This is a genomic window from Nocardioides ochotonae, from assembly GCF_011420305.2.
Lineage (GTDB): Bacteria > Actinomycetota > Actinomycetes > Propionibacteriales > Nocardioidaceae > Nocardioides > Nocardioides ochotonae.
The window spans coordinates 2492203-2517945 of the sequence record NZ_CP061769.1 but is presented as its reverse complement, the minus strand read 5'-3'; the positions used below and the strand labels follow the sequence as shown (position 1 = coordinate 2517945).

At 72.7% G+C, this 25743-nt stretch carries 24 protein-coding genes; 13 read left to right on the top strand and 11 right to left on the bottom strand.

All coding sequences use genetic code 11. The features are described from left to right. Positions 1-24: 24 nt before the first annotated feature. The 3 genes from HBO46_RS12180 to HBO46_RS12170 are packed head-to-tail and all read right to left on the bottom strand — an operon-like array spanning position 25 to position 4044. Complete coding sequence (locus HBO46_RS12180) at positions 25-1647, bottom strand: flavin-containing monooxygenase (protein ID WP_166139159.1); 1623 nt, start codon at positions 1645-1647, stop codon at positions 25-27. Further along, positions 1644-2600: an alpha/beta hydrolase gene (locus HBO46_RS12175; RefSeq protein WP_166139161.1), complete on the bottom strand. Its 957-nt coding sequence runs from the start codon at positions 2598-2600 to the stop codon at positions 1644-1646. The genes HBO46_RS12180 and HBO46_RS12175 overlap by 4 nt, the downstream gene beginning before the upstream one ends. A gap of 25 nt (positions 2601-2625) precedes the next feature. Continuing rightward, the gene (locus HBO46_RS12170; RefSeq protein WP_166139163.1) at positions 2626-4044 is read right to left on the bottom strand and encodes an aldehyde dehydrogenase family protein; all 1419 of its coding nucleotides are present in this window, start codon (positions 4042-4044) and stop codon (positions 2626-2628) included. A 121-nt stretch (positions 4045-4165) separates the two neighbouring features. Here HBO46_RS12170 and HBO46_RS12165 point away from each other — a divergent pair, with 121 nt between their 5' ends. Together HBO46_RS12165 and HBO46_RS12160 are read left to right on the top strand one after the other, a co-directional pair. Next, on the top strand, positions 4166-5581 hold the full coding sequence (locus tag HBO46_RS12165; RefSeq protein WP_166139164.1) for an aldehyde dehydrogenase family protein: 1416 nt from the start codon (positions 4166-4168) through the stop codon (positions 5579-5581). After that, positions 5578-6738, top strand: coding sequence for a Zn-dependent alcohol dehydrogenase (locus HBO46_RS12160; RefSeq protein ID WP_166139166.1), 1161 nt, complete (start codon positions 5578-5580; stop codon positions 6736-6738). The genes HBO46_RS12165 and HBO46_RS12160 overlap by 4 nt, the downstream gene beginning before the upstream one ends. A gap of 70 nt (positions 6739-6808) precedes the next feature. On the opposite strand, the gene HBO46_RS12155 is transcribed toward HBO46_RS12160, so the two are convergent. Then, complete coding sequence (locus HBO46_RS12155; protein ID WP_166139168.1) at positions 6809-7465, bottom strand: PadR family transcriptional regulator; 657 nt, start codon at positions 7463-7465, stop codon at positions 6809-6811. 126 nt (positions 7466-7591) lie between these two features. Between HBO46_RS12155 and HBO46_RS12150 the strand changes: the two genes are divergently transcribed. The 4 genes from HBO46_RS12150 to HBO46_RS12135 all read left to right on the top strand — a co-directional run bounded on the left by HBO46_RS12150 (position 7592) and on the right by HBO46_RS12135 (position 12456). After that, the gene (locus HBO46_RS12150) at positions 7592-8602 is read left to right on the top strand and encodes an alpha/beta hydrolase (protein WP_224769019.1); all 1011 of its coding nucleotides are present in this window, start codon (positions 7592-7594) and stop codon (positions 8600-8602) included. Beyond that, the gene (locus HBO46_RS12145) at positions 8583-10181 is read left to right on the top strand and encodes a flavin-containing monooxygenase (protein ID WP_166139172.1); all 1599 of its coding nucleotides are present in this window, start codon (positions 8583-8585) and stop codon (positions 10179-10181) included. Before HBO46_RS12150 ends, HBO46_RS12145 begins: the two co-directional genes overlap by 20 nt. Beyond that, positions 10178-10903, top strand: a complete 726-nt coding sequence (locus HBO46_RS12140; protein WP_166139174.1) for an SDR family NAD(P)-dependent oxidoreductase — start codon at positions 10178-10180, stop codon at positions 10901-10903. Before HBO46_RS12145 ends, HBO46_RS12140 begins: the two co-directional genes overlap by 4 nt. A 65-nt stretch (positions 10904-10968) precedes the next feature. After that, positions 10969-12456 (top strand): class I adenylate-forming enzyme family protein, encoded by a 1488-nt coding sequence (locus HBO46_RS12135; RefSeq protein WP_166139176.1) that lies wholly within the window; start codon positions 10969-10971, stop codon positions 12454-12456. A gap of 11 nt (positions 12457-12467) precedes the next feature. On the opposite strand, the gene HBO46_RS12130 is transcribed toward HBO46_RS12135, so the two are convergent. The 3 genes from HBO46_RS12130 to HBO46_RS12120 form a co-directional block, all read right to left on the bottom strand. Further along, complete coding sequence (locus HBO46_RS12130; protein WP_166139178.1) at positions 12468-13301, bottom strand: hypothetical protein; 834 nt, start codon at positions 13299-13301, stop codon at positions 12468-12470. 53 nt (positions 13302-13354) lie between these two features. Then, complete coding sequence (locus tag HBO46_RS12125) at positions 13355-14218, bottom strand: universal stress protein (protein WP_166139180.1); 864 nt, start codon at positions 14216-14218, stop codon at positions 13355-13357. A gap of 86 nt (positions 14219-14304) precedes the next feature. Beyond that, positions 14305-14919 carry a DedA family protein gene (locus HBO46_RS12120; protein WP_224769018.1) on the bottom strand — a complete coding sequence of 205 codons (615 nt, stop codon included), beginning with the start codon at positions 14917-14919 and terminating at the stop codon, positions 14305-14307. A 423-nt stretch (positions 14920-15342) separates the two neighbouring features. On the opposite strand from HBO46_RS12120, the gene gap reads away from it, so the two are divergent. Further along, positions 15343-16356, top strand: coding sequence for a type I glyceraldehyde-3-phosphate dehydrogenase (gene gap, locus HBO46_RS12115; RefSeq protein ID WP_166139182.1), 1014 nt, complete (start codon positions 15343-15345; stop codon positions 16354-16356). A 62-nt stretch (positions 16357-16418) separates the two neighbouring features. On the opposite strand, the gene HBO46_RS12110 is transcribed toward gap, so the two are convergent. Further along, positions 16419-16622: a cold-shock protein gene (locus HBO46_RS12110; RefSeq protein WP_153324115.1), complete on the bottom strand. Its 204-nt coding sequence runs from the start codon at positions 16620-16622 to the stop codon at positions 16419-16421. Positions 16623-16935: 313 nt separating this feature from the next. On the opposite strand from HBO46_RS12110, the gene HBO46_RS12105 reads away from it, so the two are divergent. Further along, positions 16936-17298 (top strand): hypothetical protein, encoded by a 363-nt coding sequence (locus HBO46_RS12105; RefSeq protein WP_166139184.1) that lies wholly within the window; start codon positions 16936-16938, stop codon positions 17296-17298. Here HBO46_RS12105 and HBO46_RS12100 read toward each other — a convergent pair. After that, complete coding sequence (locus tag HBO46_RS12100) at positions 17295-18116, bottom strand: class II glutamine amidotransferase (protein ID WP_166139186.1); 822 nt, start codon at positions 18114-18116, stop codon at positions 17295-17297. The two genes, HBO46_RS12105 and HBO46_RS12100, sit on opposite strands and share 4 nt — an antisense overlap. Positions 18117-18225: 109 nt before the next feature. Between HBO46_RS12100 and HBO46_RS12095 the strand changes: the two genes are divergently transcribed. Continuing rightward, the gene (locus HBO46_RS12095; protein WP_166139188.1) at positions 18226-20304 is read left to right on the top strand and encodes an HAD-IIIC family phosphatase; all 2079 of its coding nucleotides are present in this window, start codon (positions 18226-18228) and stop codon (positions 20302-20304) included. A 58-nt stretch (positions 20305-20362) separates the two neighbouring features. Then, complete coding sequence (locus HBO46_RS12090) at positions 20363-20833, top strand: tRNA (cytidine(34)-2'-O)-methyltransferase (protein ID WP_191480139.1); 471 nt, start codon at positions 20363-20365, stop codon at positions 20831-20833. A 16-nt stretch (positions 20834-20849) separates the two neighbouring features. Here HBO46_RS12090 and HBO46_RS12085 read toward each other — a convergent pair whose 3' ends face one another. After that, the gene (locus tag HBO46_RS12085) at positions 20850-21329 is read right to left on the bottom strand and encodes a helix-turn-helix transcriptional regulator (RefSeq protein WP_166139190.1); all 480 of its coding nucleotides are present in this window, start codon (positions 21327-21329) and stop codon (positions 20850-20852) included. 228 nt (positions 21330-21557) lie between these two features. On the opposite strand from HBO46_RS12085, the gene HBO46_RS12080 reads away from it, so the two are divergent. After that, entirely contained in the window at positions 21558-22397 is an 840-nt protein-coding gene (locus tag HBO46_RS12080) for an alpha/beta fold hydrolase (protein ID WP_166139191.1), read from the top strand. Positions 22398-22456: 59 nt separating this feature from the next. After that, the gene (locus tag HBO46_RS12075; protein ID WP_166139194.1) at positions 22457-22771 is read left to right on the top strand and encodes a GNAT family N-acetyltransferase; all 315 of its coding nucleotides are present in this window, start codon (positions 22457-22459) and stop codon (positions 22769-22771) included. Between the two features lie 11 nt (positions 22772-22782). Here the strand turns inward: HBO46_RS12075 and HBO46_RS12070 are convergent, their stop codons facing one another. Next, positions 22783-23817 (bottom strand): NAD(P)-dependent alcohol dehydrogenase, encoded by a 1035-nt coding sequence (locus HBO46_RS12070; RefSeq protein WP_166139196.1) that lies wholly within the window; start codon positions 23815-23817, stop codon positions 22783-22785. Positions 23818-24010: 193 nt separating this feature from the next. Here HBO46_RS12070 and HBO46_RS12065 point away from each other — a divergent pair, with 193 nt between their 5' ends. Further along, positions 24011-25708 carry a DUF726 domain-containing protein gene (locus HBO46_RS12065; RefSeq protein WP_166139199.1) on the top strand — a complete coding sequence of 566 codons (1698 nt, stop codon included), beginning with the start codon at positions 24011-24013 and terminating at the stop codon, positions 25706-25708. Positions 25709-25743 lie beyond the last annotated feature (35 nt).

Here is a 25743-nt window from a genome sequence, read left to right as displayed (position 1 = left end):
CGTGCAAGCCGTGCGATCAGCCGATCAGCCGATCAGCAGCCCGGGGTAGCCGTCGCGGGCGACCTGGTCGCAGCGGGCGCGGTAGTTGCCGACCCCGCCGATGTAGGGGAGGAACACCCGGGGCTTGCCCGGGACGTTGGCGCCCATGTACCAGGAGTCCGTGCGCGGGTAGAGCGTCGCGTTGCCCGCCAGCTGCACGTGCTCGGTCCACTCCTTCTCGGCCCGGTCGTCGGCCTCGACCAGGCGGGCGCCCCGCTCCTGGGCGTGGGCGAGCAGGTCGGCCAGCCACTCGACGTGCTGCTCGATCGAGACGACGGCGTTGCTGAGCGCGGACGGGCTGCCGGGCCCGGTGAGGGTGAACATGTTCGGGAACCCCGACACCGCGATCCCGAGGTAGCTGTGCGGGCCGTCGTGCCACTCCTCGCGCAGGGTGCGTCCGTCGCGCCCGCGGATGTCGATGGCCAGCAGCGGGCCGGTCATCGCGTCGTACCCGGTGGCGTAGACGAGGTCGTCGAGCGGGTGCTCCACGCCGTCCACCACCACGCCGGTGGCGGTGATCCGCTCGATCGGGGTGCGGCGCAGGTTCACCAGGGTCACGTCGTCGCGGTTGAACGTCGCGTAGTACCCGGTGTCCAGGCACGGGCGCTTGGTGCCGTACGCGTAGCCGCGCGGCGTGAGGTCCTCGGCCACCTGCGGGTCGTGCACCATCTCGGCGATCTTGCGGCGCACGAACTCCGCGGCGGTGTGGTTGGAGTCCTCGTTGCGCACCAGGTCGTTGTAGGCCTGCAGGATCCCGGTGAGGGTGCCCTCCTCCCAGCGCCGGCGGTACTTCTCCTCCCGCTCCTCCTCGGGCACCTCCAGGGCGCTCTGGGTCGGCGGCTCCAGCAGGATGCCGTACGACGAGGAGCGCAGCTCCTCCTTGACCCGGGCGTGGTCCGCACGCAGGCGGGCCACCTTCTCGGGGTCGGGAGCACCGTTCTTGGCGGGGAGGCTGAAGTTCGGGGTGCGCTGGAAGACCGTGAGGTGCTCGGCCTGCTCGGCGACCAGCGGGATCAGCTGGATGCCGGAGGACCCGGTGCCGATCACGCCGACCCGGCGGCCGGTGAAGTCGACCGGGTCGTGCGGCCACGCGCCGGTGTGGAACGTGCGTCCGGCGAAGTTCTCGCGGCCCTCGATCTGCGGCAGGTTGGTGCTGGAGAGCAGGCCGACGGCGAGCACCAGGTAGGTCGCCGAGACCCGCTCCCCGGCGTCGGTCGTCACGGTCCACCGGTCGGCGTCCTCGTCGAGGTGCGCGGAGACCACCCGGGTGTCCAGGGTGATGTCGCGGCGCAGGTCGAATCGGTCCGCGACGTGCTGGAGGTAGGCGAGGATCTCGGGCTGGGCGGCGTAGCGCTCCGACCACTCCCACTCCCGGGCCAGGTCGGCGTCGAAGCTGTAGGAGTAGAAGACACTCTCGATGTCGCAGCGTGCGCCCGGGTAGCGGTTCCAGTACCAGGTCCCGCCGACGTCGGAGCCGGCCTCGACCACGCGGACCGACAGGCCCTGGCTGCGCAGCCGGTGCAGTGCATAGAGGCCGGCGAAGCCGGCGCCGACGACGACCGCGTCGACGGTGCTCGCGGGGCCGGGGGTCTGGTCGGTGGTGCTCATGCAGGCTCCTGGGTCGGCGCGGGGGTGCGGGTCCCGGCGAGGTGCCGGTCGATCTCGGCGGCCACGTGGTCCAGCGCCTCCGCCGAGGCCGGGAGCAGCCCGACCATGGTGAAGAAGCCGTGCATCTGGCCCTCGAACCGGCGGCACGACGCGGGTACGCCGGCCGCCCGAAGCGACGCGGCGTACGCCTCGCCCTCGTCGCGCAGCACGTCGTGCTCGGCGGTGAGGACCACCGCGGGCGGCAGGCCGGCCAGGTCCTCGGCGCGCGCCGGCGACGCGTCGGGGTGGTCGCGGTGCTCCGCGGGCACGTAGTGGTCCCAGAACCAGCGCAGCGTGTCGCGGTTCAGCGCGAGCTGGTTGGCGGGGTCGGTGTAGGAGCCGTTGTCGAAGTCGTGGTCGACGACCGGGTAGATCAGCACCTGGAGGTCGATCGACGGGCCCCCGGTGTCGCGTGCGTGCCGGGCGAGGATCGTGGCCAGGTTGCCGCCGGCGCTGTCGCCGGCCACGACCAGTGGCGCGCCGGGGCCGGCGAGGTCGGCACGGTGCTCGTCCACCCAGGTCAGCAGGTCCCAGGCGTCCTCCACCGCCGCCGGCCACGGGGACTCGGGGGCCAGGCGGTAGCTGCCGAGGACGACGGCGCACCCGGTGCGGTGGGCGAGCTCGCGGCCGAGCGCCTCGTGCTCGGCGGGGGAGCCGACGACCCAGCCGCCGCCGTGCAGGTAGAGCAGGACCCCGCGCGGCGACGCGGGGGCGATCACGCGCACGGGCAGCGAGCCCGCGCGCGTGGGCACCGTGGCGTCCTCGGCGCGGGCCGGCTCCGGGCCCGGCGGGTAGAGCGCGGCGAGCCCCGCCATCCGCGCGCGGGCGGTGGCGGGGTCGACCTCGTGCATGGGTGGCCCGCCCGCAGCGGCGAGCTGCTGGAGCAGGGCGGTGGTGGCGGCGTCGAGGGTCATGGATCCTCCGGGGTGGTGGGCGTGGTCAGCCGCGCGGCGGCGGCTGGATCGACTTGACCTCGAGGAACTCCTCGAGACCGAAGCGGCCGTACTCGCGGCCGAGGCCGGACTGCTTGTAGCCGCCGAAGGGCGCGAGCCGGTTGCCGTTGATGCCGTTCACGTGCACGGTCCCGGAGCGGATCCGGCGGGCGACGGCGAAGGCGCGGTCGGGGTCGGCGGCGAAGACGCCGGCCGACAGCCCGTAGTCGGTGGCGTTGGCGAGCCGGACGGCGTCGTCGTCGCCGCGGTGGGTCTGCACGGCCAGCACCGGGCCGAAGACCTCCTCGCGACCGACCGCCATCTCGGGAGTGACCCGGCCCAGGACGACCGGCGCGAGATGGAACCCGCGCTCCGGGCGCGCCGGTGCGGGGTCGCCGTGGACCACCTCGGCGCCCTCGTCCACGGCCCGGGCGAGATGGCCCAGCACCCGGTCCCACTGCGCCGCCGACGCCAGCGGGCCGAGGTTCTCGCCGGGCACGAACGCCGCTGCGGTCGCGGTCGCGACGGCGACCGCCTCGTCGTAGCGCTCCTCCGGGACCACCAGCCGGGTCCAGGCGGCGCACGTCTGGCCGGTGTTCATCAGGCAGAAGCCGACGCTGGTGCGCACCGCGGTGGCGAAGGCCTCGTCGTCGAGGTCGTCGAGCAGCACGCTGGGGGACTTGCCACCCAGCTCGAGGGCGACCCGCTTGACGGTGCCGGCCGCGGCACGCTGGATCGCCCGACCGACCGCGGTGGAGCCGGTGAAGGAGACCATGTCGACGCCCGGGTGCTCGGCCAGCGCCGAGCCCACCACGTCGCCGCGGCCCGGCAGCAGCTGCAGCCACCCAGGCGGTACGCCGGCGTCCCGCGCAGCCTCCACCAGCAGGTACGCCGTGAGCGGGGTGGTCTCGGCGGGCTTGAGCACCACCGGGCACCCGGCCGCGAGTGCGGCGCCGACCTTGGCCAGGGCCTGGTGGAGCGGGAAGTTCCACGGCGTGATCGCCGCGACCACCCCGATCGGCTCGCGCGCGATGGTCGAGTCGCCGAGCGGCTCGTCGAAGGAGTAGCCCTCCAGCACGTCGACGGTGGTGGCCAAGGTGGCCAGCGGCATCCCGACCTGCACCTGGCGCGAGAGCGTCGCCGGCGACCCCATCTCCGCCGAGATCGTGTCGGCGAACAGGTCGGTGCGCTCGGCGATCCGGTCGTGCAGCGCCCGCAGCGCAGCGACCCGGGCCGCGACCGGCCACGCCGGTCCCTCGTCGAGGACGCGCCGGGCGCCCGCGACCGCCCGGTCCACGTCCGTGGCGTCCGCGAGGCGAACGGTGGCGTGCACCTCGCTCGTGCGGGGGTCGACCAGCTCGAGGCGCTCGTGCCCGTGCGGCTCGACCCACTCCCCGTCGAGGTGGATCCGGTCCCTGGTCTCCATCGCATGCCCCTTGACCACTTGAATGTATTAGGTTGAAGTATTCCTAGATGACATATTGCGACATGGCAAGCATGGCAACCATGTCGGGGTCGCCGCTCGTGCGGCGAGATGAGGGGACGGGATGCAACAGGTGCAGGCGACGTACGTCGACGCGACGTGGGCCGCGGGTGGTGGCGCGGAGCTGGAGGTCGGCAGCGCCGCCGACGGGAGCGTGCTGGCGCGCTTCCGCGGCGCGGACGCGCAGGACGTGGACCGGGCCTGCGCGGCCGCGGACCGAGCCTGGGACGCGTGGGCCGCGACGAGCGTGGGGGAGCGTGCCGGCCTGCTGCGGGCGACCGCGGACCTGGTCGCCAAGCGGGCCGACGAGCTGGGCGCGGTCGCCTCCCTGGAGGTCGGCACCCCGGCCCGGATGGCGAGCACCGTCCACGGCCACCTGGTCGCCGCGACGATCCGCGACGTGGCCACCACCCTGGAGTCCTACGCCTTCGAGGAGCGGGTCGGCACGTCGCTGGTGCTCAAGGAGCCGATCGGCGTCGCGGCCGCGATCACCGCCTGGAACTACCCGCTCTACCAGCTCGCCACCAAGCTGGTCCCCGCGCTCGCCGCCGGCTGCACGGCCGTGCTCAAGCCCTCGGAGATCGCGCCGCTGACCACCGTCGCGTTCTTCGAGGCGCTGGCCGAGGCCGGTCTTCCCGCGGGCGTGGCCAACCTCGTCGTCGGCACCGGCGCCGAGGCGGGCGAGGCCCTGGTGACCGACCCCCGGGTCGGCATCGTCAGCTTCACCGGCTCCACCCGCACCGGCGCGCGGATCGCCGAGCTGGCCGCGCCGGGCATCACCCGGACCACCCTCGAGCTCGGCGGCAAGTCGGCGAGCGTGGTGCTCGACGACGCCGACCTGGGCCAGGCCGTGTCCGCGTCCCTGCGCGGCTGTCTGATCAACAACGGGCAGACCTGCGCCGCGCTCACCCGTCTGGTCGTGCCGCGCTCGCGGCTCGCCGAGGTCGAGCGGCTGCTCGTGGACGCCGTCGCCCAGCTGGTGACCGGCGACCCCCGCGACGAGGCCACCGACGTCGGCCCGGTCGCCTCCGCCGCCCAGTGTGAGCGGGTCCTCGGTCACATCGAGGACGCCCTCGCCCAGGGCGCCGTGCTCGTGGCCGGCGGCCCCGGACCGGTGGACGGCGCTCCGGCGGGCGGGCACTACGTGCGACCCACCGTGCTGCGCGTCGAGCCGCACCTGCGGATCGCGCGCGAGGAGGTCTTCGGGCCGGTGCTGTGCGTGATTGCCGTGGACTCTACGGAGGAGGCGGTCGCGGTCGCCAACGACACCGACTACGGCCTCTCCGGTGCGGTCTGGTCCGGCGACCCCGACCGCGCGCTCGCGGTCGCTCGCCGGCTGCGGACCGGTCAGGTCGCCGTCAACGGCGGCGCGTTCAACATCTCCGCGCCGTTCGGCGGCTACAAGCGCTCGGGCTACGGGCGTGAGGGAGGCCGATTCGGCCTGGAGGAGTACTTCGAGACCAAGGCGGTTCAGCTGTGACGACCTACCCGACCACCGGCGCCCCGGCGTTCCGGGCCGCGGCCACGCCGGGCGCCTCCCGCACCCGGGTCCGCGCCGCCGTGCTGAGCGCGGCGCCCGGGCACCTCGAGGTGCTCGACGTCGAGCTCGACGACTGGCTGGCCCCCGACGAGGTGCGCGTGCGCGTCGACGCCTGCGGGCTGTGCCACTCCGACCTGCACATGATCGACGGCGAGCTGCCGGTCGTGATGCCGACCGTCCCCGGCCACGAGATCGCCGGCACGGTGGAGGGCGTGGGCGCCGCGGTGCTCGACCTGGCCCCCGGGGACCGGGTGGTCGCCTGCCTGTCGATGTTCTGTGGCAGCTGCGCGGAGTGCCGCGCCGGACGGACCTTCCTCTGCGACCGCCGCAACGACCTGGGCCGCGCCGAGCGGCCGGTGCCCCGGCTGGTCCGCGACGGCCAGCCGGTCGGGCAGGTCGCCGGCCTCGGCGGCCTCGCCGAGCGCACGATCCTGCACCGCAACTCCGTGGTGCGGGTGGCCACCGAGCTGCCGGTCGACCGCGCCGCGCTCCTGGGCTGTGCGGTGCTGACCGGAGTGGGCTCCGCCCTCCACGGCGCGGGCGTCCGCCCGGGCGACAGCGTGGCGGTGATCGGCTGCGGCGGCGTCGGGCTCAACGTCGTCCAGGGCGCTCGGCTGGCCGGCGCGACCCGGATCGTGGCCGTCGACCTCGGCGCCGACAAGCTCGAGGTCGCTCGCCGCTTCGGCGCCACCCACGTGGTCGACGCCGCGGCGGGCGATCCCGTGGCGGCGGTGCAGGAGCTCACCGGCGGGGTCGACCACGCCTTCGACGTGGTCGGTCGGCAGGCGACGGTCGCGCAGGCGGTCGGGATGGTGCGCGCGGGCCGCACGGCGTACGTGGTCGGGATCCCGCCGGTCGGCGAGCAGTTCGTGCTGCCCGGGCTGCCCCTCGTCACCTCGGCGAAGGGCGTGCGCGGGCTGCTGATGGGCGCCAACCACTTCCCCCGCGACATCCCGGTGCTCGCCGACCTCTACCAGCAGGGCCGCCTGGAGCTCGACGCCCTGGTGTCCGCCTGGATCCCGCTGGACGAGGCGGACGAGGGCTTCGCCCAGATGCGCCGCGGCCAGGCCACGCGCGTGGTCGTCACCTTCGACTGACCCGGCGCCTGACCCGGCGCCTGACCCGTCTCCCCGGACGCCGGCCCGGTGTCCGGGGAGCGAGCCGTGCTCAGGCCTTGTGCGAGCGCAACTCCTCCGAGGAGCGCCGCGCGGGGTCGGCAGCGTCTGCGGCGCGCTTGCTCTTGGTGAACGCGTCGTCGAGCTCGGCGAGCATCTGGTCGGCGCGGTCGCGCTCGTCGGCGTAGTAGCGCTCCGACCAGCGCAGCACCATCTCGGGGAATGCCCAGCCGGGCTCCCGGCGCGCGCCCTCGGCGTCGACCTCGGCACGTACCCGCATCTTCTCGCTCTGGTCGCGGTGCTCCTCGAGCATCGCGCGCAGCCGCGCGGGGTCGCTGGCGTGCCCGAGCCACATCCGCAGCATCACGCCGTGCTTGAGCACGACCGGCTCGACGGGGGCCTCGGCCGCCCACCGCGCCACCGCGCGCTCACCCTCCGGCGTGATCCGGTACAGGCGCTTGCCCCGCACGTCGTCCTTGTTGACGACGCGGGAGGTGGCGAAACCGAAGCCCTCGAGCTTGCGCAGCTCGCCGTAGATCTGGCTGTACGACGGGGCCCAGTAGAAGAACCGCATGCTCCAGTCGGCCCACTTCTTCAGGTCGTAGCCGGAGAGCTCCTCGCCGAACGAGAGCAGCCCCAGGACGGCCCAGCTGGTGTTGCGCAGGTCGGGGAGAGGCGCCTCGTCGTGCGTCTCGTCGTCGTTCGCCATGCCTCAGCGTACCCCGAGCCGACTTCTCGGCATGTTCCGCATCGGTACATGCCGGAAGTGATCTGCGTCCCTCTTGCCGTCGGCGACTATTTCGGTTAGTAATAGTTCGGACCGAAGGAGATGAGTGTGACAGTCTTGGACGAGGCACTGGGCGGCGAGGTGGCGGGTCTGCTCGCCGTCCTCGAGGAGGGCTTCCCGCCGGTGCACCTGATGAGCGGCCCGGAGGCGCGCGCCGCCGTGGCTGCCCGGGCGGTCCCGGTGAGCAACCTGGACGACGTCCGGGCGGCCGAGGACCACGACGTGGTCACCGACGCGGGGCCGCTGCGCGTGCGGGTCTACCAGCCGCACGGGACCGACGAGGATCGGCCGGCGGTGCTGTTCCTGCACGGTGGCGGCTTCGTGTTCTGCAGCATCGAGAGCCACGACGGCTTCTGCCGCTCGCTCTCGCGTGCCCTCGAGGCAGTGGTGGTCTCGGTGGACTACCGACTCGCGCCCGAGCACCCGGCACCCGCGGCCGCCGACGACGCGCTCGCGGCGTTGCGGTGGATCCAGGACAACGCGCCCGCGCTTGGTGTCGACCCGGCGCGCGTGGTCGTCGCCGGTGACAGCGCCGGCGGCAACCTCGCGGCGGTCACGGCCCTGCGCGCCCGCGACGCCGGGCTCGCGCTCGCCGGCCAGGTCCTGCTCTACCCGGTCATCGAGCCGGACTTCGAGTCCGAGAGCTACCAGCGCTACGCGACCGGGCACTTCAACACCCGTGCCGCGATGGAGTGGTACTGGACCCACTACCTCGGCGGGCCCCCCGCCACCACCCCGCTGCCCGAGCCGACGGAGCACGTCGTCCCGTCCCGGGCGCCGAGCCTGTCCGGTCTCGCCCCGGCGGTGGTCGTCACCGCGGGCCGCGACCCGCTCTCCAGCGAGGGCTGCCGCTACGCCGGGCTGCTGCGCGACGCCGGCGTACGCGTGCGGCACCGGCACTATCCCGACCTGTTCCACGGCTTCGCCACGATCGGCCCGTTCCCTGCGGCGGCCGCCGCCCGCGACCTGCTCTGGCACGACGTACGACGCCTGCTCGCCCCGGCACCCGCCGTGGCCGGCGGCGCCACGAAGGAGAACCATGACCAGCTCAGCCGTTGACGTCCTCGTGGTGGGAGCCGGGTTCTCCGGTCTGTACGCCGTGCACAGCGCGCAGAAGCGGGGGTGGAGCGTCGCCGGTGTGGAGGCCGCCCCCGAGGTGGGCGGCACCTGGTGGTGGAACCGCTACCCGGGCGCCCGCTGCGACGTGGAGAGTCTCGACTACTCCTACTCCTTCGACGAGGACCTCCAGCGTGAGTGGAGGTGGAGCGAGCGCTACGCCACCCAGCCGGAGATCCTGCGCTACATCCAGCATGTCGCCGACCGCTTCGACCTGCGCCGCCACTACCGCTTCGACACCCGGGTGGAGGGCGGCCGCTTCGACGAGGAGGAGTCGCGCTGGGTGGTGCGCACCGACGCCGGGGAGGAGCTGCGCGCGCGCTACCTCGTCCTGGCGACCGGCAGCCTCTCCGCGCCGCTGGACCCGGCGATCCCGGGGTTGAGCAGCTTCGAGGGCCGGATCCTGAGGACCTCGAGCTGGCCCGAGGAGCCGGTCGACCTCACTGGCCAGCGCGTCGGCGTGGTCGGCACCGGGTCCTCGGGGATCCAGGTGATCCCCGAGCTGGCCGACCAGGCCGCCCAGCTCACCGTCTTCCAGCGCAGCCCGAACTTCTCGGTCCCGGCCTTCAACCGCCAGCTGAGCGACGAGGACTGGGAGCAGGCCCAGCGCGACTACGCCGAACGACGTCGGCTCTCCTGGGCCGGCGCCGCCGGCTCCCCGCACGTCAGCCACCCCGAGGACCCCTTCACGATGTCGGAGGAGGCGCGCCGCGAGGTGCTGGGCGAGTTCTGGCAGGGCGGCGGCGTGCTGTTCGGCAAGGCGTTCCCCCAGCAGTCCATCGACCCGCGCGTCAACGACCTGGCCCGCGCCTACGCGGAGGAGCGGATCCGCGAGGTCGTCAAGGACCCGCAGGTGGCCGACGACCTGGTCCCCACCGACCACCCGATCGGGACCAAGCGGATCTGCACGGACACGAACTACTACGAGACCTTCAACCGCGACCACGTCACGCTGGTCAACCTGCGCCGCGACCCCATCGAGGCCGTCGAGGCCACCGGGGTGCGGACGGCGTCGGGCTTCCACGAGCTCGACGTGCTGGTGCTGGCCACCGGGTTCGACGCGATGACCGGGGCGATGACGCGCATCGACCTGGTCGGACCGCGCGGCGACCGGATCACCGAGGCGTGGGCCGACGGGCCGGTCACCTACCTGGGCCTGTGCGTCCCGGGGTTCCCGAACCTGTTCAACCTCGCCGGCGTCGGCAGCCCGTCGGTGCTGTCCAACATGGTGCTGGCGGGGGAGCAGCAGGTGAACTGGCTGGTCGACCTGTTCGAGCACTGCGCGCAGGAGGGCCACACCCAGGTCGAGGCACGCGCGGACGCCGCCCATGCGTGGACCGCGCACGTCGACGCCGTCGCCTCGCGCACGCTCTTCGTGCAGGCCAGCTCCTGGTACATGGGGGCCAACGTCGAGGGCAAGCCACGCGGGTTCATGCCCTATCTCGGCGGCTTCGCGGCGTACGGACGCCTCTGCGACGAGGCGCGCGACGGCGGGTACGCCGGATTCGTGCTGAGCTCGTGAGCGCCCCGCTGATCGACCTCACCGGCAAGGTCGCCCTGGTGACGGGCGCGGCCCGGGGGCAGGGCGCCGCCGAGGCCGAGCTGTTCGTGGCCCTGGGCGCCACGGTGGTGCTCACCGACGTGCTGGCCGACGAGGCCGGGGCGCTCGCGGAGCGCCTCGGCGACCGCGCCAGCCACCACCGGCACGACACGTCGTCCGGGGCGGACTGGCAGCGCGTGCTGGAGGCGGTGCGCGCCGAGCACGGTCGCCTCGACGTGCTGGTCAACAACGCAGGGGTGTACCGCACGGGGGACCTGACCGAGTGGCCCGAGCAGGACCTGCGGGCACTGCTCGACATCAACCTGGTCGGCCCGGTGCTCGGCATGCAGGCCGCCGTACCGCTGATGCCGCGCGGGTCCTCGATCGTCAACGTCGCCTCGATCTCGGGGGTGCGCGGGCACGCCGGCGCGCTGCCGTACGCCGCCTCCAAGTGGGGGCTGCGCGGCGCCAGCCGATCGGCCGCGCGGGAGCTGGGGCCGCGAGGCATCCGGGTCAACTGCGTGTGCCCGGGCTCGGTGGACACCCCGATGCTCGCGAGCAGCACGATGGACCTCTCCCACCTGCCGATCCCGCGCCGCGGCACCGCGGGGGAGGTGGCGGCGATGGTCGCGTTCCTGGCCAGCGACGCCAGCGCCTACACGACCGGGGCGGACTTCGTCGTCGACGGTGGTGCCACCGCCTGAGCCCCCGGGTTCGATGGGTGGGAAGTGGAGGACACGCGCGCGGGGGCTTTGCTTGGATGCGGGACATGGTCCAGATCGCTGGTGCGCGCACGCTCGGTGAGCTGTGCGAGCTCCGCGTCGTCACCCACGCCGACCGGCCCGCGGTGCAGGACGACGCCACCGAGCTGACCTACGACGAGCTCGTGTCCCGCGCCCGGGCCGTGGCCCGGTTCCTCCGGGAACGCGGGGTCGTCGCGGGTGACCGGGTGGTCGTGCAGGGACCCAACCGGGTCGCGTGGGTGGTCGCGGCGTACGGCGTGCTGCTGGCCGGCGCGACCGTGGCGCCCCTCGGTCACCGGGTCCCCGATGCCGAGCGCGAGCGGTTGCTGGCACGCCTCGCCCCGCGTCTGGTGCTCCACGACGACGCGGTGCCGGCCGCGGGCGATGCGGTGAGGTTCTCCGAGCTCGAGGCGCTGGACCCGGTGGCACAGCCACTGGCTGGTCCGACCCGGACGCAGCCCGACGAGGCGGCGCTGGTGCTGTGCAGCTCCGGCACCTCCGGGGTGGTCAAGGCGGTGCCGATGACCCACGCCCAGCTGCTCCGGGTCTACGACCACGTCGCGCGCGTCCTGGACGCGCGCGACGACGACGTCTGGCTCGCGACGGTGCCGCTGGCGCACTCGTTCGGCTTCAACGGGATCCTGCTGGTCGCGATGATGGCCGGTGCCACGGTCCGGTTGCTGGCCGGCTACGACCCCTCCCGGCTGACACGTCTGCTCCGCGAGGAGCGGATCACCGTGCTCGCCGGGCCACCGACGATCTACCACGACCTCGCCGCGCTGGACGCCGATGCCTCGCGACGCCACACCCGCCTGGGCATCGTGGGCAGCACCGAGGTCTCGGCTCCCGACATGGCGCGCCTCGCGCAGCACCTCGGCATCCCGCGGGTGGTCGCCGGCTACGGGATGACCGAGACCAGCGGCACCGTCGCGCTGGGCGAGCTGCCGGCGCAGCCGGACGGCCCGGTCCCGTGGATGGTGCCGCTGCCGGACTGCGAGGTGCGGATCGGTGACGACACGGGGGCGTCCGTCCCGCCCGGCGTGCGGGGCCGGGTGCAGGTGCGCGGCTACCACGTGTGCCGCTCCGATCTCGGCGCTCCGGACGTCGACCCCGACGCCTGGTTCGACACCGGCGACCTGGGCGAGCTCGACGCGGCCGGGCGGCTCGCGATCGCGGGGCGGGCGGGGGACACGGTCATCGTCTCCGGGTTCAACGTCGACCCCCGCGAGGTCGAGGCGGCGCTGCGCGAGCACCCGCAGGTCGCCGACGTGGCCGTGGTCGGGGTGCGCGACGCGCGCTCGGGCCAGCGGCTGCTGGCCTGCGTGATCCCTGCCGGCCGCCCGCCCACCAGCGCCGAGCTCGTCGCCCACGGCCGTGCGCGGCTCTCGCCGTACAAGGTGCCTGGGGAGTACGTCGTGCTCGGTGAGCTGCCCCGCACCGCCACCGGCAAGCTGTCCCGTGCCGCGCTGCGGCGCATGGTCGAGGGTGGCGCGGCGGAGGCCGTGCGCGGCTGACGGCGGAGGGGTCAGCGGCTCCCTGGCTCCGGCTCGTCGAGCGCCCGGGCATGAGCCTCGTGCACGGCCCGCCAGAAGTCGGCGAGGGTGAGCGGGAACCGGAGATGGGCGTCGCTCCGCGCGAAGCGGACGATCAGGTCGTCGGGGGCCTCGGGGTGGCCGCGGACGAAGGCCCGGAGCTCCGTGGTGGCGGAGATCCAGTCGGCGAGATCATCGATCCCGCGCGCGTCGGCGTAGAAGAGGAGAGCATCCGGGGCGCGGAGCTCGGCCGTCGTGCCGTCCTCGCTCGCCCACCACCGTTGCTCGCACTCCGCGCAGATGGCGTCGTACTGGCCGACGACGCAGCCGCCTGACTGGAGCCAGGGAGGACGCAGGGAACCCTCCGATCCCTCGGGGGCGGGCATGCCCCACTCGACACGTGTCACGTCGGCCGAGCCGCACCGCGGGCAGGTGCCGCGGATCGGTCCGAGCTGCTCGATGCCGCCGCCCTCGATCGTGCGTGACAGCCAGCGGCGGTGGAGGAGCGTGCGCTCGATCTCCGGGTCCGATCCGTAGCCGTGGCCGACGTCGAGAGTGCCCGCCGTGACCACGAGGGCCGCGAGCGACGGCTCGCCGCGCTCGAGGCAGTCCACGGACAGGAGGTCGAGCAGATGGCCCACATCCTGGGGCTCATGGGGCAGCTCGAGATCCCGCACCATCTCCCCGTAGGTGACCTGCCCGCCCGCTCGGGCCACCCCGATCAGGTAGGCGCGCGCAAGAGGGAGGCTCCGCGCCGCCAGCTCACCGACGGTGACGTCGCGATCACCCAGGTCCACCTCGTCGCCAGCCTTGATCCGCATCTCCATCCGGTGATCCTCGCAAGGGGCACCGACATCGGCAGGGGCCGCGCGTCACCGCCTCACGATGAGCGCGGCCCGACCGGCACCACCGCCACGGTCGAGTGCGCGCGCTCGATCACGGCGGTGGCGATGGAGCCGGTGAGGAGTCGCTGCAGCGACGTCTTGGGGTGGCGGCCGACGACGATCATGTCGCACCACCCGGCGTCGCGAGGGCTGAGCGCCTCGTCGGCGAGGCCGTGCTTGAGCAGGAGGCTGACCGGGACGTCGGGGTACCGTGCGGCGACCTCCGCCAGCCACGACGACAGGGTGGCGCGCAGGTCCGCGAGGTCGGGACCGCCCCCGCTATCCCCGCTGCCTCCGCCTTCCCCGCGGTCGTGCTGCGCCAGCGCGGTCGTCGCGTCCCAGTAGGAGTGCACGACGGTCAGCGGCAGGTCGCGCAGCGACGCCTGGCGGAAGGCGAACTCCAGCACCGGGAGCGACTCGGGCGTCCCGTCGGCGCCGACCACCACGCCGGCCTCGGTGGGGCCGACGTTCGCGGGGCGGCACACGACCACGGGGCAGGTCGCGTGCGCGCTCACCGCGGTGCTGACCGAGCCCAGCAGCATGCTGCGGACGGTGCCGCGACCGCGGGACCCGACGACCAGCAGGTGCGCGTGCGTCGAGGCGTCGATCAGCACCTGCCGTGCGTCGCCGGACGCCGCCGACGCGACCACCGTCAGTGTGGGGTCCAGCCGCCGTGCGGCCGCGGCGGCGCGCTCGACCAGCTCCCCGCTCTGCTCGCCGGCCGAGACCACGGCGAGCCGCAGTCCCTCGAGCGCGGCCTGGTCGACCGCCCACGGGACGGCCCGCTCGCCGTCCTCGGAGCCGTCGACGGCCACGACGATGCTGCCGCGGAGGTGGGCGGGGTCCAGTGAACGCTCCATGACCGCGAGGATGGCGCGTCCCCGCGCCGTACGACACGGCACAAGGGCTCTCGGGGCGGGTGCCGATCGGCCCTCGGAAGCGGCGCCTAGCGCTCGGCTGCCCGGCGGGCGCGGTTGCGCCACCACCAGGCGAGGGCCGCCACGAGCACGACCGCGGCGATGATGTCACCGCCGACGCCCAGGTCGTGGGCGAGCGCGCGGTACGACGCGCCTACCGCGTAGCCGGCGACCGCGATGGTCGTGGCCCACAGTGAGCCGCCGAGCACGTTCGCGACGGTGAAGCGCGGCTGGGCCATCCCGCTGGTCCCGGCGACGCCGGGGAGGATCGCGCGCAGGACGGCGACCCACCGGCCGACCGCCACGGCCGTAGCGCCCCGCCGGCGCACCAGGTCCAGGGCGCGGTCGAGGTCCCCGGAGCGGCGTACGAACGCAGGGAGGTGGTCGACCAGCCGGTTGCCGTAGCTACGCCCGAGCAGGAACCCGACCTCATCACCGACCGCGGCGCCGCTCGCCGCGGCGAGCACGACCGCCCACAGCGGCGCCCCGCCCCCGTGGGCGATCACGCCACCGAGCAGGACGGCGGTCTCGCCGGGGATGAACACCCCGACCATCAGGGAGGCCTCGGCGGCCGGCAGCGCGAAGACGATCAGCAGCACCAGCCAGGGCGGCAGGCCCACGAGTACGTCGAGCAGCGTGCCCACACGTCCTCCCGGCGGTTGCCGTGCCCTCGCGTCCAGGGTCGTCCCAACCGCCCACTCCACGCCACCGGAGGGCGGATCGGCAGGGGCATCCGGCCCGGGGCAGAGGGCGGCGGGTCCCACGGCGGCGTGCAGGTCGGGCTCGGTCACCCTCGGGGGACGGGGAGGCGGGCTGGTGCTCGACCCCCGTCATGACCCTCGCGGAGGGATTCTCCGGTGCCGCACTGACCCGGTGTGCGGCGGGCCGGCGGCGGTGCGGCCCCGCGCGAGGCCCCGTCACATCTACGAGACACGGCGGTGCGGCCACGCCGGCAGCCCGGGGGAGTCGGAGGACCATGCGGACCCGGCCTTTGGCCCTGATGCGACCGGGGCGCGACGCCGAGCCTTGAGGGCGACGAGCGACGTCGGCACTGCGAAGGGAACGAGATGAGCATCCGAGTGGGTATCAACGGGCTGGGCCGGATCGGCCGCGCCGTCCTGCGGCGAGCGGCGCAGAGCGACGACCTCGAGGTGGTCGCGGTCAACGACCTCGCGGACATCGCCAGCCTGCGACGGCTGCTGCGCCGCGACAGCACCTACGGACGGTTCGCGGGCTCGGTCGAGCTCGACGGCGACGCCTTGGTGATCGACGGTCGCCGGGTGCCGGTCAGCGCCGGCCGCGAGCCCGGCGACCTGCCGTGGGGCAGCCACGACGTCGAGGTCGTCCTGGAGTGCACCGGCAAGTTCCGCAGCCGCGACACCGCCGCCGAGCACCTGCGCGCCGGAGCCAAGAGGGTCGTGATCTCCGCGCCCGGCAAGGGCGTGGACGCCAGCATCGTGATGGGCGTCAACGACCACGTCTTCGACCCGGCGGCCCACCAGGTCGTCTCCAACGCCTCGTGTACGACGAACTGCGTGGCGCCGATGGTGAAGGTCCTGCACGACGCCTTCGGGCTGCGGCAGGGACTGATGTCGACGGTGCACGCCTACACCGGCGGGCAGAACCTGGTCGACGGACCCCACAAGGACCCCCGGCGGGCCCGTGCCGCGGCGATCAACATCATCCCGACCACCACGGGCGCGGCCAAGGCGGTCGGGGAGGTGCTCCCCGAGCTCGCCGGTCGCCTCGACGGGGTGGCGCTGCGCGTGCCGGTCGTCGACGGCTCGCTCGTGGACCTGGCCGTCGTCCTGGAACGGGACGTCACGGCGAGCGAGATCAACGAGGCGTTCGCCGCCGCTGCGGCGGAGGGGTCGCTGGCCGGGAGACTGCGCTACGAGGACGAGCCGTTCGTCTCCTGTGACGTGATCGGCGACAGCGCCGCGTGTGTCTTCGACTCAGCGCTGACCCAGGCGGCGGGACCGTTCGCGAAGGTCTTCGGCTGGTACGACAACGAGTGGGGCTACGCCTGCCAGCTCGCCGACCTCACCCGGTTGGTCGCCGGCCAGCGCACGGGCGGCTGAATTCGGACCCCGAAATGCACGAAAGGCCCGACCGCAGAGCGGTCGGGCCTTTCATCGCGAGATCAGATCGCGCGAACGTTCTCAGCCTGCGGGCCCTTGGGACCGGCGGCGAGGTCGAACTCGACCTTCTGGTTCTCGTCGAGCGACTTGTAGCCCTGCGTCTGGATCGCGGAGTAGTGGACGAACACGTCCTCGCCGCCGCCATCCTGAGCGATGAAGCCGAAGCCCTTGTCAGCGTTGAACCACTTGACGGTGCCCTGAGCCATGATGGTGTTCCTTTGTTCGGTGCGGAGGGCCTTGTGCCCTCGAGGTGCTGAAGACATCCAACTGAGCTGATATCCAGCGAACCGAAAACCAGGAGTACGAGATACGAGCCACGACTACTTGCGTGGCCAGGAAAGCCTGTTGGGGCGATCCCTTCAACACGGAAGACACTAGACCATGGCCGACCGAATCGCGCAATCGGGGACGAGACCGGTCGAATTCGGCCGATTCCAGTCGGTTCGCGGTGCATGCGGGCGGTGGTGAAAGGGCTGCCGCTCCCTGCGTGCGACGCCGGCGTCCCCTAGGGTGGCGAACATGCGTTCGAGTCGTGGCGAGGGTCAGCTGTCCCTGTGGGACGGCGAGCCTCCTCGCACGGCTCGGGGAGCCCGACCGGGGCGGCGGGCCCCCGACGCTGCCGATCGCACGGTCGTGGTGAGCGGGGGCGAGTTCGCCAGCCGTGGCTGGGAGCCCGGCACGGTGCTGCACCACCGGCCGGCGACACGTGCCGCGCGCGGGGAGCTCGTCGTCGTACGCGATGGCGAGGAGCTGCTGCTCGGGTTCTGGGGCCTCGAGATCGGCCGCCCAGCGCTCTTCACCGACCAGGGATCGACCTGGCTGGGGGAGTCGGCCCGGGTCGTGGGCGTCGTGACCGCGGTGGAGGCGCCGCTCGCGTTCTAGGCGGGGACGGCCGGGTGGAACGGGCGGATGTCGTCGTGGCCGGCCCGCACCACGGCGGCGGACGCCTCCGGCATCTCGGTCCACGCGCCCTCCAGGTCGCGCAGCGGCTCGGAGACCACCAGCCGGGTCTCGTCGCCGAGGCGGTGCAGGACCTCGACCTCGGGATGGAGCCGGCGCAGCGCGCTGATCTCGGTGGAGTAGAACAGCGTGCGGCTCGCCTGCTCGCTGGAGTACCGGAACACCCAGGTCGACTCGCCGTCCGTGGTCGCCACCGTCATCTGCACCGGGTGCTCGATGCCGTGGGCGCGCCCCACCGCCTCCACGAACCCGACGGCGCGCTCGACGGCGCCGAACGGGTCGTCGTGCAACCCGAAGGTGAGGGCGAGGAAGAAGAGGGTCTCGGAGTCGGTCGAGCCCCTGACATCGCCGTAGAGCGAGGGGTCGACCGCCATCATCAGCTCCCGCTTGATGTCGTGGAAGCCGCGCAGCGAGCCGTTGTGCATCCACAGCCAGTCCTCGTGGCGGAACGGGTGGGAGTTGCTGCGCTGCACCGGGGTGCCCGTGGCGGCACGCACGTGCGCGAACAACAGAGGCGTGCGGATCTGCCCGGCGATCTCGTGCAGGTTCTCGTCGTTCCAGGCCGGCTCCACGCTCTTGAACACCGCTGGCGTCGACCCCTCGCCGTACCAACCGATGCCGAAGCCGTCACCGTTCGTCGTGGTCGCGCCCATCCGGGAGTGCAGGCTCTGGTCGATGAGCGAGTGCGTCGGGCGGAACAACAGGTCCGCCGCGAGGATCGGTTCTCCTGAGTACGCCATCCACCGGCACATGCCACCACCTAACACGCGGTGGGGGCCGTTGAACAGGGCCACCGGGATACCGAAAAGGGTGGTCGTCGCCGGGGGCGACACTTCCTAGCCTCGGGTCATGACGTTGACGGAGAGCCGCGATGTCGGCGCGCGGCTGGCCGCCCTGCTCGCGGAGCGCATCGAGGAGGTCATCGACCTCTGGGACGACCTGGGGGAGGCCGGTCCGACGTTCGGTTCTCCGGTGGCCGGCAGCCCCTCAGAACGTCGCGAGCGCTACCTCCGCCCGCTCGCCAGGGTGCTCGTCGGGGCGCTCGGGGGCTCCGCGGACCATGCGGCGATCTACCTCGACGAGCGTCGCCGCTACGCCTCCCCGGAGCTCGACGCGTCGGGGTCTGCCGCCGAGTTCGGACGTCGACTCCCCGCCGAGCTCGACCGCCTCGCCGGTCTCGTGGCGGACCGGCTCCCGGGCGATCTCGCCCTCGAGCCGCTCGAGCGGCTGCATCGCGGTCTGACCGAGCACCGGGTCCCGTCCGCGCGTGTCCTGTTCATCGGTGACTGCCTGTTCGTGGAGACCCGGGCGCTGCTCGTGGCGCGCGAACCCGAGACGCCGGTCGACGTCCGGCACATCTTCTTCAGCACCCGCCAGCAGCTGGCCGACGTCAACACCGCGATCGTCAACGAGGTCGTGGCCTACCGCCCCGACGTCGTGGGGCTCTCGCTGTTCACCTTCGAGGGCGTGCCGCCGTTCACCGCGACCTGGCGCGCGGCCGCCGCCCCCTGGGGGGCACCCGGGGCGATGCGCTCGGTGGCGGGACTGGTGGAGCTCGTCCGGGAGACGATCGAGGACGTCCGGTCGGTCTCCGACGCGACGATCGTCGTCCATGCACCCGGTGGGGTCCCCGTCGGTCGCTGGCGCAGGCGGCTCGGCGCGCTGCCCGAGCACGCCTGGGGGCAGCGACGCCTGTTGCGGGCACTGCGGGCGGGCGTGCAGGACGTCGTCGCGCACACCAGCAACACGATCCTGCTCGACGAGGAGCCGATCGTGGCAGCGGCGGGCGGCGCGCGCCGGATCGGCGGACCGCTCTTCGACCCGGCCGACGTGCCGCCCGGCTACTTCCACACCACGCGCCTCGGCGCCCGCGTCGCGGAGGAGTACGCCGGCGTGCTCGCCGACCACCGGCTGCTGGCGCGCACGAAGGCGCTCCTGGTCGACTTCGACAACACCCTGTGGTCGGGCGTCATGGGGGACGGCGCGGTCGTCCACGACCGGGGGCTGCAGCGCCTCCTGCTCCGCCTCAAGCAGGCGGGTGTGCTCCTCGTGGCGCTGAGCAAGAACGACCCGCAGACCATCCGCTGGGAGGAGCTGGAGCTCTCGCCGGACGACTTCGTGCTGCACAAGATCAACTGGTCGCCCAAGCCCGACAACGTCTCCCAGGCGGTCGCGGAGCTCGACCTCGCGCCGTCCGCCTTCGTGCTCCTCGACGACAACCCCGTGGAGCGGGCGCTGGTGACCGAGCAGGTCTTCGGGGTGCGGGCCCTGGATCCCGCGGAGCCCGAGGCCCGGCGCGCGCTGGAACGCTGGTTCGAGCTGCCGTCGACCACGCAGACGGCCGAGGCGCGCCGTCGTACCGAGATGTACCGGGAGGCCGCGGAGCGACGCTCGGCGCTGTCCCAGACGCACGACTACGCCACGATGATGCGCAGCCTGCGGTTGCGCTACGACGTCCGCCCCGCCGGCTCGCAGGACCGTGAGCGGGTGCTCGAGCTGGTGCAGCGGACCAACCAGTTCAACACCACCACGCAGCGCCGCAGCGCCGCCGAGGTGGACGACCTCCTCGCCGACGAGCGGTACGGCGTCCACGTCGCCACGCTCGGTGATCGCTTCGGGGACCTCGGCGTCGTCGCGTTGGCGGTCTTCGCGCGGGAGCGGCGCGAGGTCGACGCGGTGATCATGTCGTGCCGGGCGATGGGCTTCGGGCTCGAGATCGCCCTGCTGAGCCGCGTGCTGGCCGCCGAGGGGTCGGGCCCTGTGACGGCGAGGTTCGTGCCGACCGAGCGCAACGGCCCGGCCGCGGACCTCTTCGCGCGCGCCGGGTTCCGCGAGGTCGGCGGGCACCGGTGGGAGCTCGCCGGCGACGCGGAGCGCCCGGCCGTGCCGGAGTGGTTCGGCCGGCCCAGCGGCGTCGGAGGACGCTGAGGATCCACGTCCGACCGGCCGCAGGCGATCGGAGCCGGCGGTCGGGATACCGTGCCGCGTGTTCCACGTGATGTTCCTCGAGCCCCGCATCCCTCCCAACACGGGGAATGCGATCCGGATGGTCGCCGCGACCGGAGCGACGCTGCACCTGGTCGAGCCGCTCGGTTTCGACCTGTCCGAGCCCAAGCTGAAGCGCGCCGGGCTCGACTACCACGACCTCGCGTCGGTGGTGGTCCACCCGGACCTCGAGGCGGCGCTGGCCAGCGACGCGCTCGCGGCCTCGCGGGTCTTCGCCTTCACCGCCCATGCGAGCCGCTGGCACTCCGACGTCGCGTTCGAGCCGGGCGACGTGCTCCTCTTCGGTCCCGAGCCCACTGGGCTTCCCGACGAGGTCCTCGCGCATCCCCGCGTCACCGACCGGCTCCGGATCCCGATGATCCCGGGCCGCAGGTCGTTGAACCTGGCGAACTCCGCCGCCGTGGTGACCTACGAGGCCTGGCGCCAGCAGGGGTTCCCCGGCGCGCAGTAGGACGTTGCGCGGGTCCTCACGCCGGGTGGCCGGTACTCGGGCCACGAGCGCTCGGCCTGCCGGCCCCGGCCGCGAGGTCCTGGAGGGCGCCGAAGCCGTGGCACAGCGCCCAGGTCACGGCTTGGGCCCGGGTCCGCAATCCGATCTTGCGGTAGGCGGTGCGCAGGTAGGTCTTCACCGTGTTGACGCTGAGGTACAGCACCTCGCCGATCTCGGGGTTCGAGAGTCCCTGGGCGACGAGCCCCAGGATCTCCGCCTCCCGCTCGCTCAGGCGATGGGTCCGGACGGCGCGTGCGCGCGCGGTCTCGTGGTTGCCGGTCGAGCGCGGCGAGGTGTCCTCGGAGACGATGCGAGCCTGGTACGCCCCATGGGAGAGGTCGATCACGAGCGGTCCCTCGCGATGCGCGTCGATCGCGTCGCGGAGGGCGCGCAGGTCGCCGGTCAGCACGAGTGCTGCGTCAGTCTTCGAGCGGGAGGGCGGGGTCTGGGTGTCCATCGGACTCCGATGATCGTCAGTCCGAACGGATGCGTTGGTCCGCAGTCCGGTACATCCACCGAGGGTACGGGTGCCGCGACCGCGGCCCTCAAGCCGCCGGGTCCGTCATGGCCGGTCACCAAAGATCGGGAGCATCGCATCTCAGACGCCGCGAGCCCGTCGGTGACGTGCAGTCTGCTGCTCGGGAGCCCACGGCGCTCCCCGCGCCCACGAGGAAGGCAGCACACCATGGGACTCATCACCGTCGGGAACGAGAACAGCGTCCCGATCGAGCTCTACTACCAAGACCACGGCAGCGGACAACCCGTCGTCCTCATCCACGGCTATCCGCTCGACGGTGACAGTTGGGAGCGCCAGACCCGCGACCTGCTCGAGGACGGCTATCGGGTCATCACCTACGACCGTCGCGGCTTCGGCCGGTCCTCCAAGGTCGGCAGCGGCTACGACTACGACACGTTCGCCGCCGACCTCCACGCCCTGCTCGAGGCCCTCGACCTGCGCGACGTCGTCCTGGTCGGGTTCTCGATGGGCACCGGCGAGCTCGCCCGCTACGTCGGCAACCACGGCGCGAAGCGCATCGCCAAGCTCGCGTTCCTCGCCTCCCTCCAACCGTTCCTCGTGCAGCGCGAGGACAACCCGGCCGGCGCGCCGCAGCAGGTCTTCGACGGCATCGTGGCCGCCGCCAAGGGCGACCGCTACGCCTGGTTCACCCAGTTCTTCCACGACTTCTACAACCTCGACGACACCCTCGGGTCGCGGGTCAGTGAGGAGGTGGTCCGGGGCAACTGGAACACCGCCACCGCCAGCGCCCCCGTCGCGGCGTACGCCGTCGTGGCGAGCTGGATCGAGGACTTTCGCGACGACGTCGAGGCGGTCCGGGCCACCGGCCTGCCGACCCTGATCGTGCACGGCACCGCCGACAACATCCTGCCGATCGACGTCACCGCGCGGCGCTTCCGCGACCTCGTCCCGCGCGCCGAGTACGTCGAGATCGAGGGCGCCCCGCACGGCCTGCTGTGGACCCACGCCGAGGAGGTCAACGCCGCCCTGCGCACCTTCCTCGGCTGAGCCGGCGGTCGCAGCACCGACAGCAGTCCCGGCACCGACGACAGAGAGGCCCCACCGACATGTCCACCGACATCACCGTGATCAGAGACCCCGACCGGCTGCGCTACGTGGCCGTCGACGGCGAGCGGAGGGTCGCGGGGTTCATCGACTACCAGGAGAGCAGCGCGATGCTCGCCCTCACCCACACCGAGGTCGACCCCGCCTTCGAGGGCAGGGGCGTGGGCAGCGCCCTGGCCCGCGCGGCGCTGGACGACATCCGCGAGCGTGGCCTGAAGGCGCGGGTGATCTGCCCCTTCATCACCGGGTGGCTGCGCCACCACAGCGAGTACCGCGACCTGCTCGACGACGCGGCGCCCTCCAAGGCGAGCGAGTAGGGGCCTGACACTCAGGGGACGACGACCGCCCGGCCACGCAGCTGGCGCGCGTGCATGCGCTCGTAGATCGTGGGCGCGTCATCGAGGCTGAAGACCTCGGTCTCGACCCGGATCGCGGCGGAGCGGGCCAGGGCGAGGACCTCGTGCAGCTCGGGGATCGTGCCCCAGTACGGCGACCGCACCTTCACGTTGTAGGGCATCGTGAGGAACCCGACCGGGACGGCGCCGTCGCCGACACCGACCACGACGATCTCGCTCTGCGGGTGCACCATCCGGGGCGCGAGCACGGTGCTGGCCTGCATCCCGACGAAGTCGAAGACGGCGTCTGCCATGCGGCCGCCGGTGACCTCGCGGACCGCCTCGATCGCGGACTCGTCGGAGGCGAACGCGTGGTCGGCGCCGACCTCGCGGGCGAAGGCGAGCTTGTCCTCGCCGAGGTCGAGGGCGACGACCTGGCAGGCGCTGAGCGCCTTGAGCATCTGGATCGCGAGGTGCCCGAGCCCGCCCGCGCCGATCACGACCGCGGTGGTGCCCGGCACAAGGCTGGGAAGGACGGGCTTGATGGCGTGGTACGGCGTGAGGCCCGCATCGGTGAGCGGCGCGGCCGTCACCGGGTCGAGGCCCTGCAGCGGGACCAGGTGTCGCGCGTCGTCGACGAGGAGGTACTCCGCCATCGCGCCGGGGGCGCCGAGGCCGGGCGGCCGGATGCCCAGCTCGCCGGCGCGCTCGCAGTACTGCTCGGCCCCCGTCGTACAGGTGTGGCAGCGACCGCAGCCCCACGGGCCGTAGACGGCGACCGCCTCGCCGACCTCGACCCCGGAGGCCGCCGGGCCCAGTTCGGCGACGACGCCGACCCCCTCGTGCCCGAGGGTGAGCGGCAGTTCGATGCCCAGGGCTTCAGAAGGCTGGCTCATCACGAACTCGTCGGAGTGGCACGCGCCTGCGGCCAGGACCTTGATCAGCACCTGCCCGCCCGTCGGGGTCGGCGTCGGGACCTCCCGGACCTCCGGGGGCCGACCGTTCGCGATGTGCTGCAGGGCCCTCATGTGTCGTCCTACCTTCGTTGTCCGGGCTGCTCGTCTGGCGGTGCAGGACGAGACTAGGGCCGTGTGGCGGGTTTTCCACCTGGTGGTCTCGCCCGGCACAGGTCCCAGGTGAGATATCGCCCGAAATAGTGCGGAGATATTCACCCTGCCGTATTTCCCCTCGCTGTCGCGTGGCATGTGGAACTATCCGGCCATGGCTGGCTCGATTCATGCGCATGTGGTGGAGGGAACCCGGATCCGGGTTGACGTCGAGTCGGACCAAGGAGCGACGCTGGCTCTCGTTGGGAATCTGACTGATCTAGAGCCGACGGTCCAGAGCGGAGGGGTCCTTCAGCACAATCCTGCGCTCCTGAGCAACATGTGGGCGTTCGCGAAGACGTGGCACGAGGCCAACGCGACCTCTCACGCCGAGGCACTTGAGATTTCAGATCCGAAAGAGCAGAAGGCGGCGCTCAAGCAGTGGGAGGAGCGAAGGAAGGCGGCCCACAAGCGCGCTGAGGCCTATGCGAAGGTCGCCCAATGGATCGCAGATGTCGCTGACGACGTCTCGCCGTACCAGCCGAAGAACAGTTGGTGCTCGTCGTGTTTCTTCCAGACAGAGCACCGGAAGTCGAACCGACCTGCAGGCCAGCTTCCCGTCTACGTGTGTCAGGGCTGCGGTACGCCGACCCTGCCGTGCGTCGCACCTCGATGCGACAACATGGCCGTGCGAGAGCGTGGCGCCATCCGCGTTCCGCAGTACTGCGCGGAGCACCGTCACGACATCTCCGGCTTCGAGAAGGCCCACGCGCGCATCGGGGAACTGCACGACTACGAGGACTTCCTCCGGTACGTCAAACCCAACCTGACCAAGACGTCCCGGCTGGTTGCAGTCGGTGTGGCCAGCTTGAGCGCCGCGGCCCCGCTCGCGCTGCTCGCCGCCCCCGCCATCGGCGGTGCCATCGGTTCGCTCGGGATCTTCGGCGGATTCTCGGGGGCCGCCGCGACGTCCCACGGGCTGGCTCTGCTCGGCGGGGGAAGCCTGGCAGCGGGCGGGCTGGGGGTGGCGGGCGGCACGACCGTCGTGACGGCGGTGGGTGCAGCGGTCGGAGGGACGTTGGGCGCCTCGGTGTCGAACGCCTACCTTCGCGAGGACAGGTCCTTCCGGATCGAGCTCCTGCGCCCCGGCACGGGAGGGGTGCCCGTCCTGGTCGCCAACGGCTTCCTCACCGAGGGAGACGACGACCGCTGGGGCGGCTGGCGGACGATCGTCGACGCGCGGTACCCGGACTCCCCGGTCTACCGCGTGAGGTGGGGAGCGAAGGAGCTCAGGGACTTCGGAGCGTTCGGCGGCGGGCTCGTCGCGCGGGCCGGCGGTGCCTTCACGACTCAGGGGGCAGCGGCGATCGCGACGAAGGCCGGCGCCAGGTTGCTCGGCCAGGCCATCGCCCCAGCCCTCGTGGCGGGCGACCTGGTGAGGAACCCCTGGCATGTGGCGAAGAACCGCGCGGACAAGACCGGCGTCATCCTCGGAGACCTGATCGCCCGCACGGACAGTGAGTCCTATGTGCTGATCGGGCACAGCCTCGGCGCCCGGCTCATGGTGGTTGCCGCCGAGGTACTGGGGACCAAGCCAGGCGGACCGCGGATCCAAGAGGCTCATCTGCTCGGCACCGCTATCGGGGCGAGCAGCAACTGGGACGCCTTGACCGCGGCAGTTGATGAAGGCGTCTACGGGTATCACTCGGTCAACGACAGCGTCCTGAAGCTCGTGTACCGGACCGTGCAGGCAGGTCAGCCGGCCGCCGGCTGCGTAGGGTTTCGGCCCGCTTCGCCCAAGCTCGTCAATGTCGATGTCTCGGACAGTGTGAAGACGCACTTCGACTACCAGGACAACGTCCAGCTCGCTTGATCGAGGACGATCAAGCGGCCCGTGAGCGACGGTCA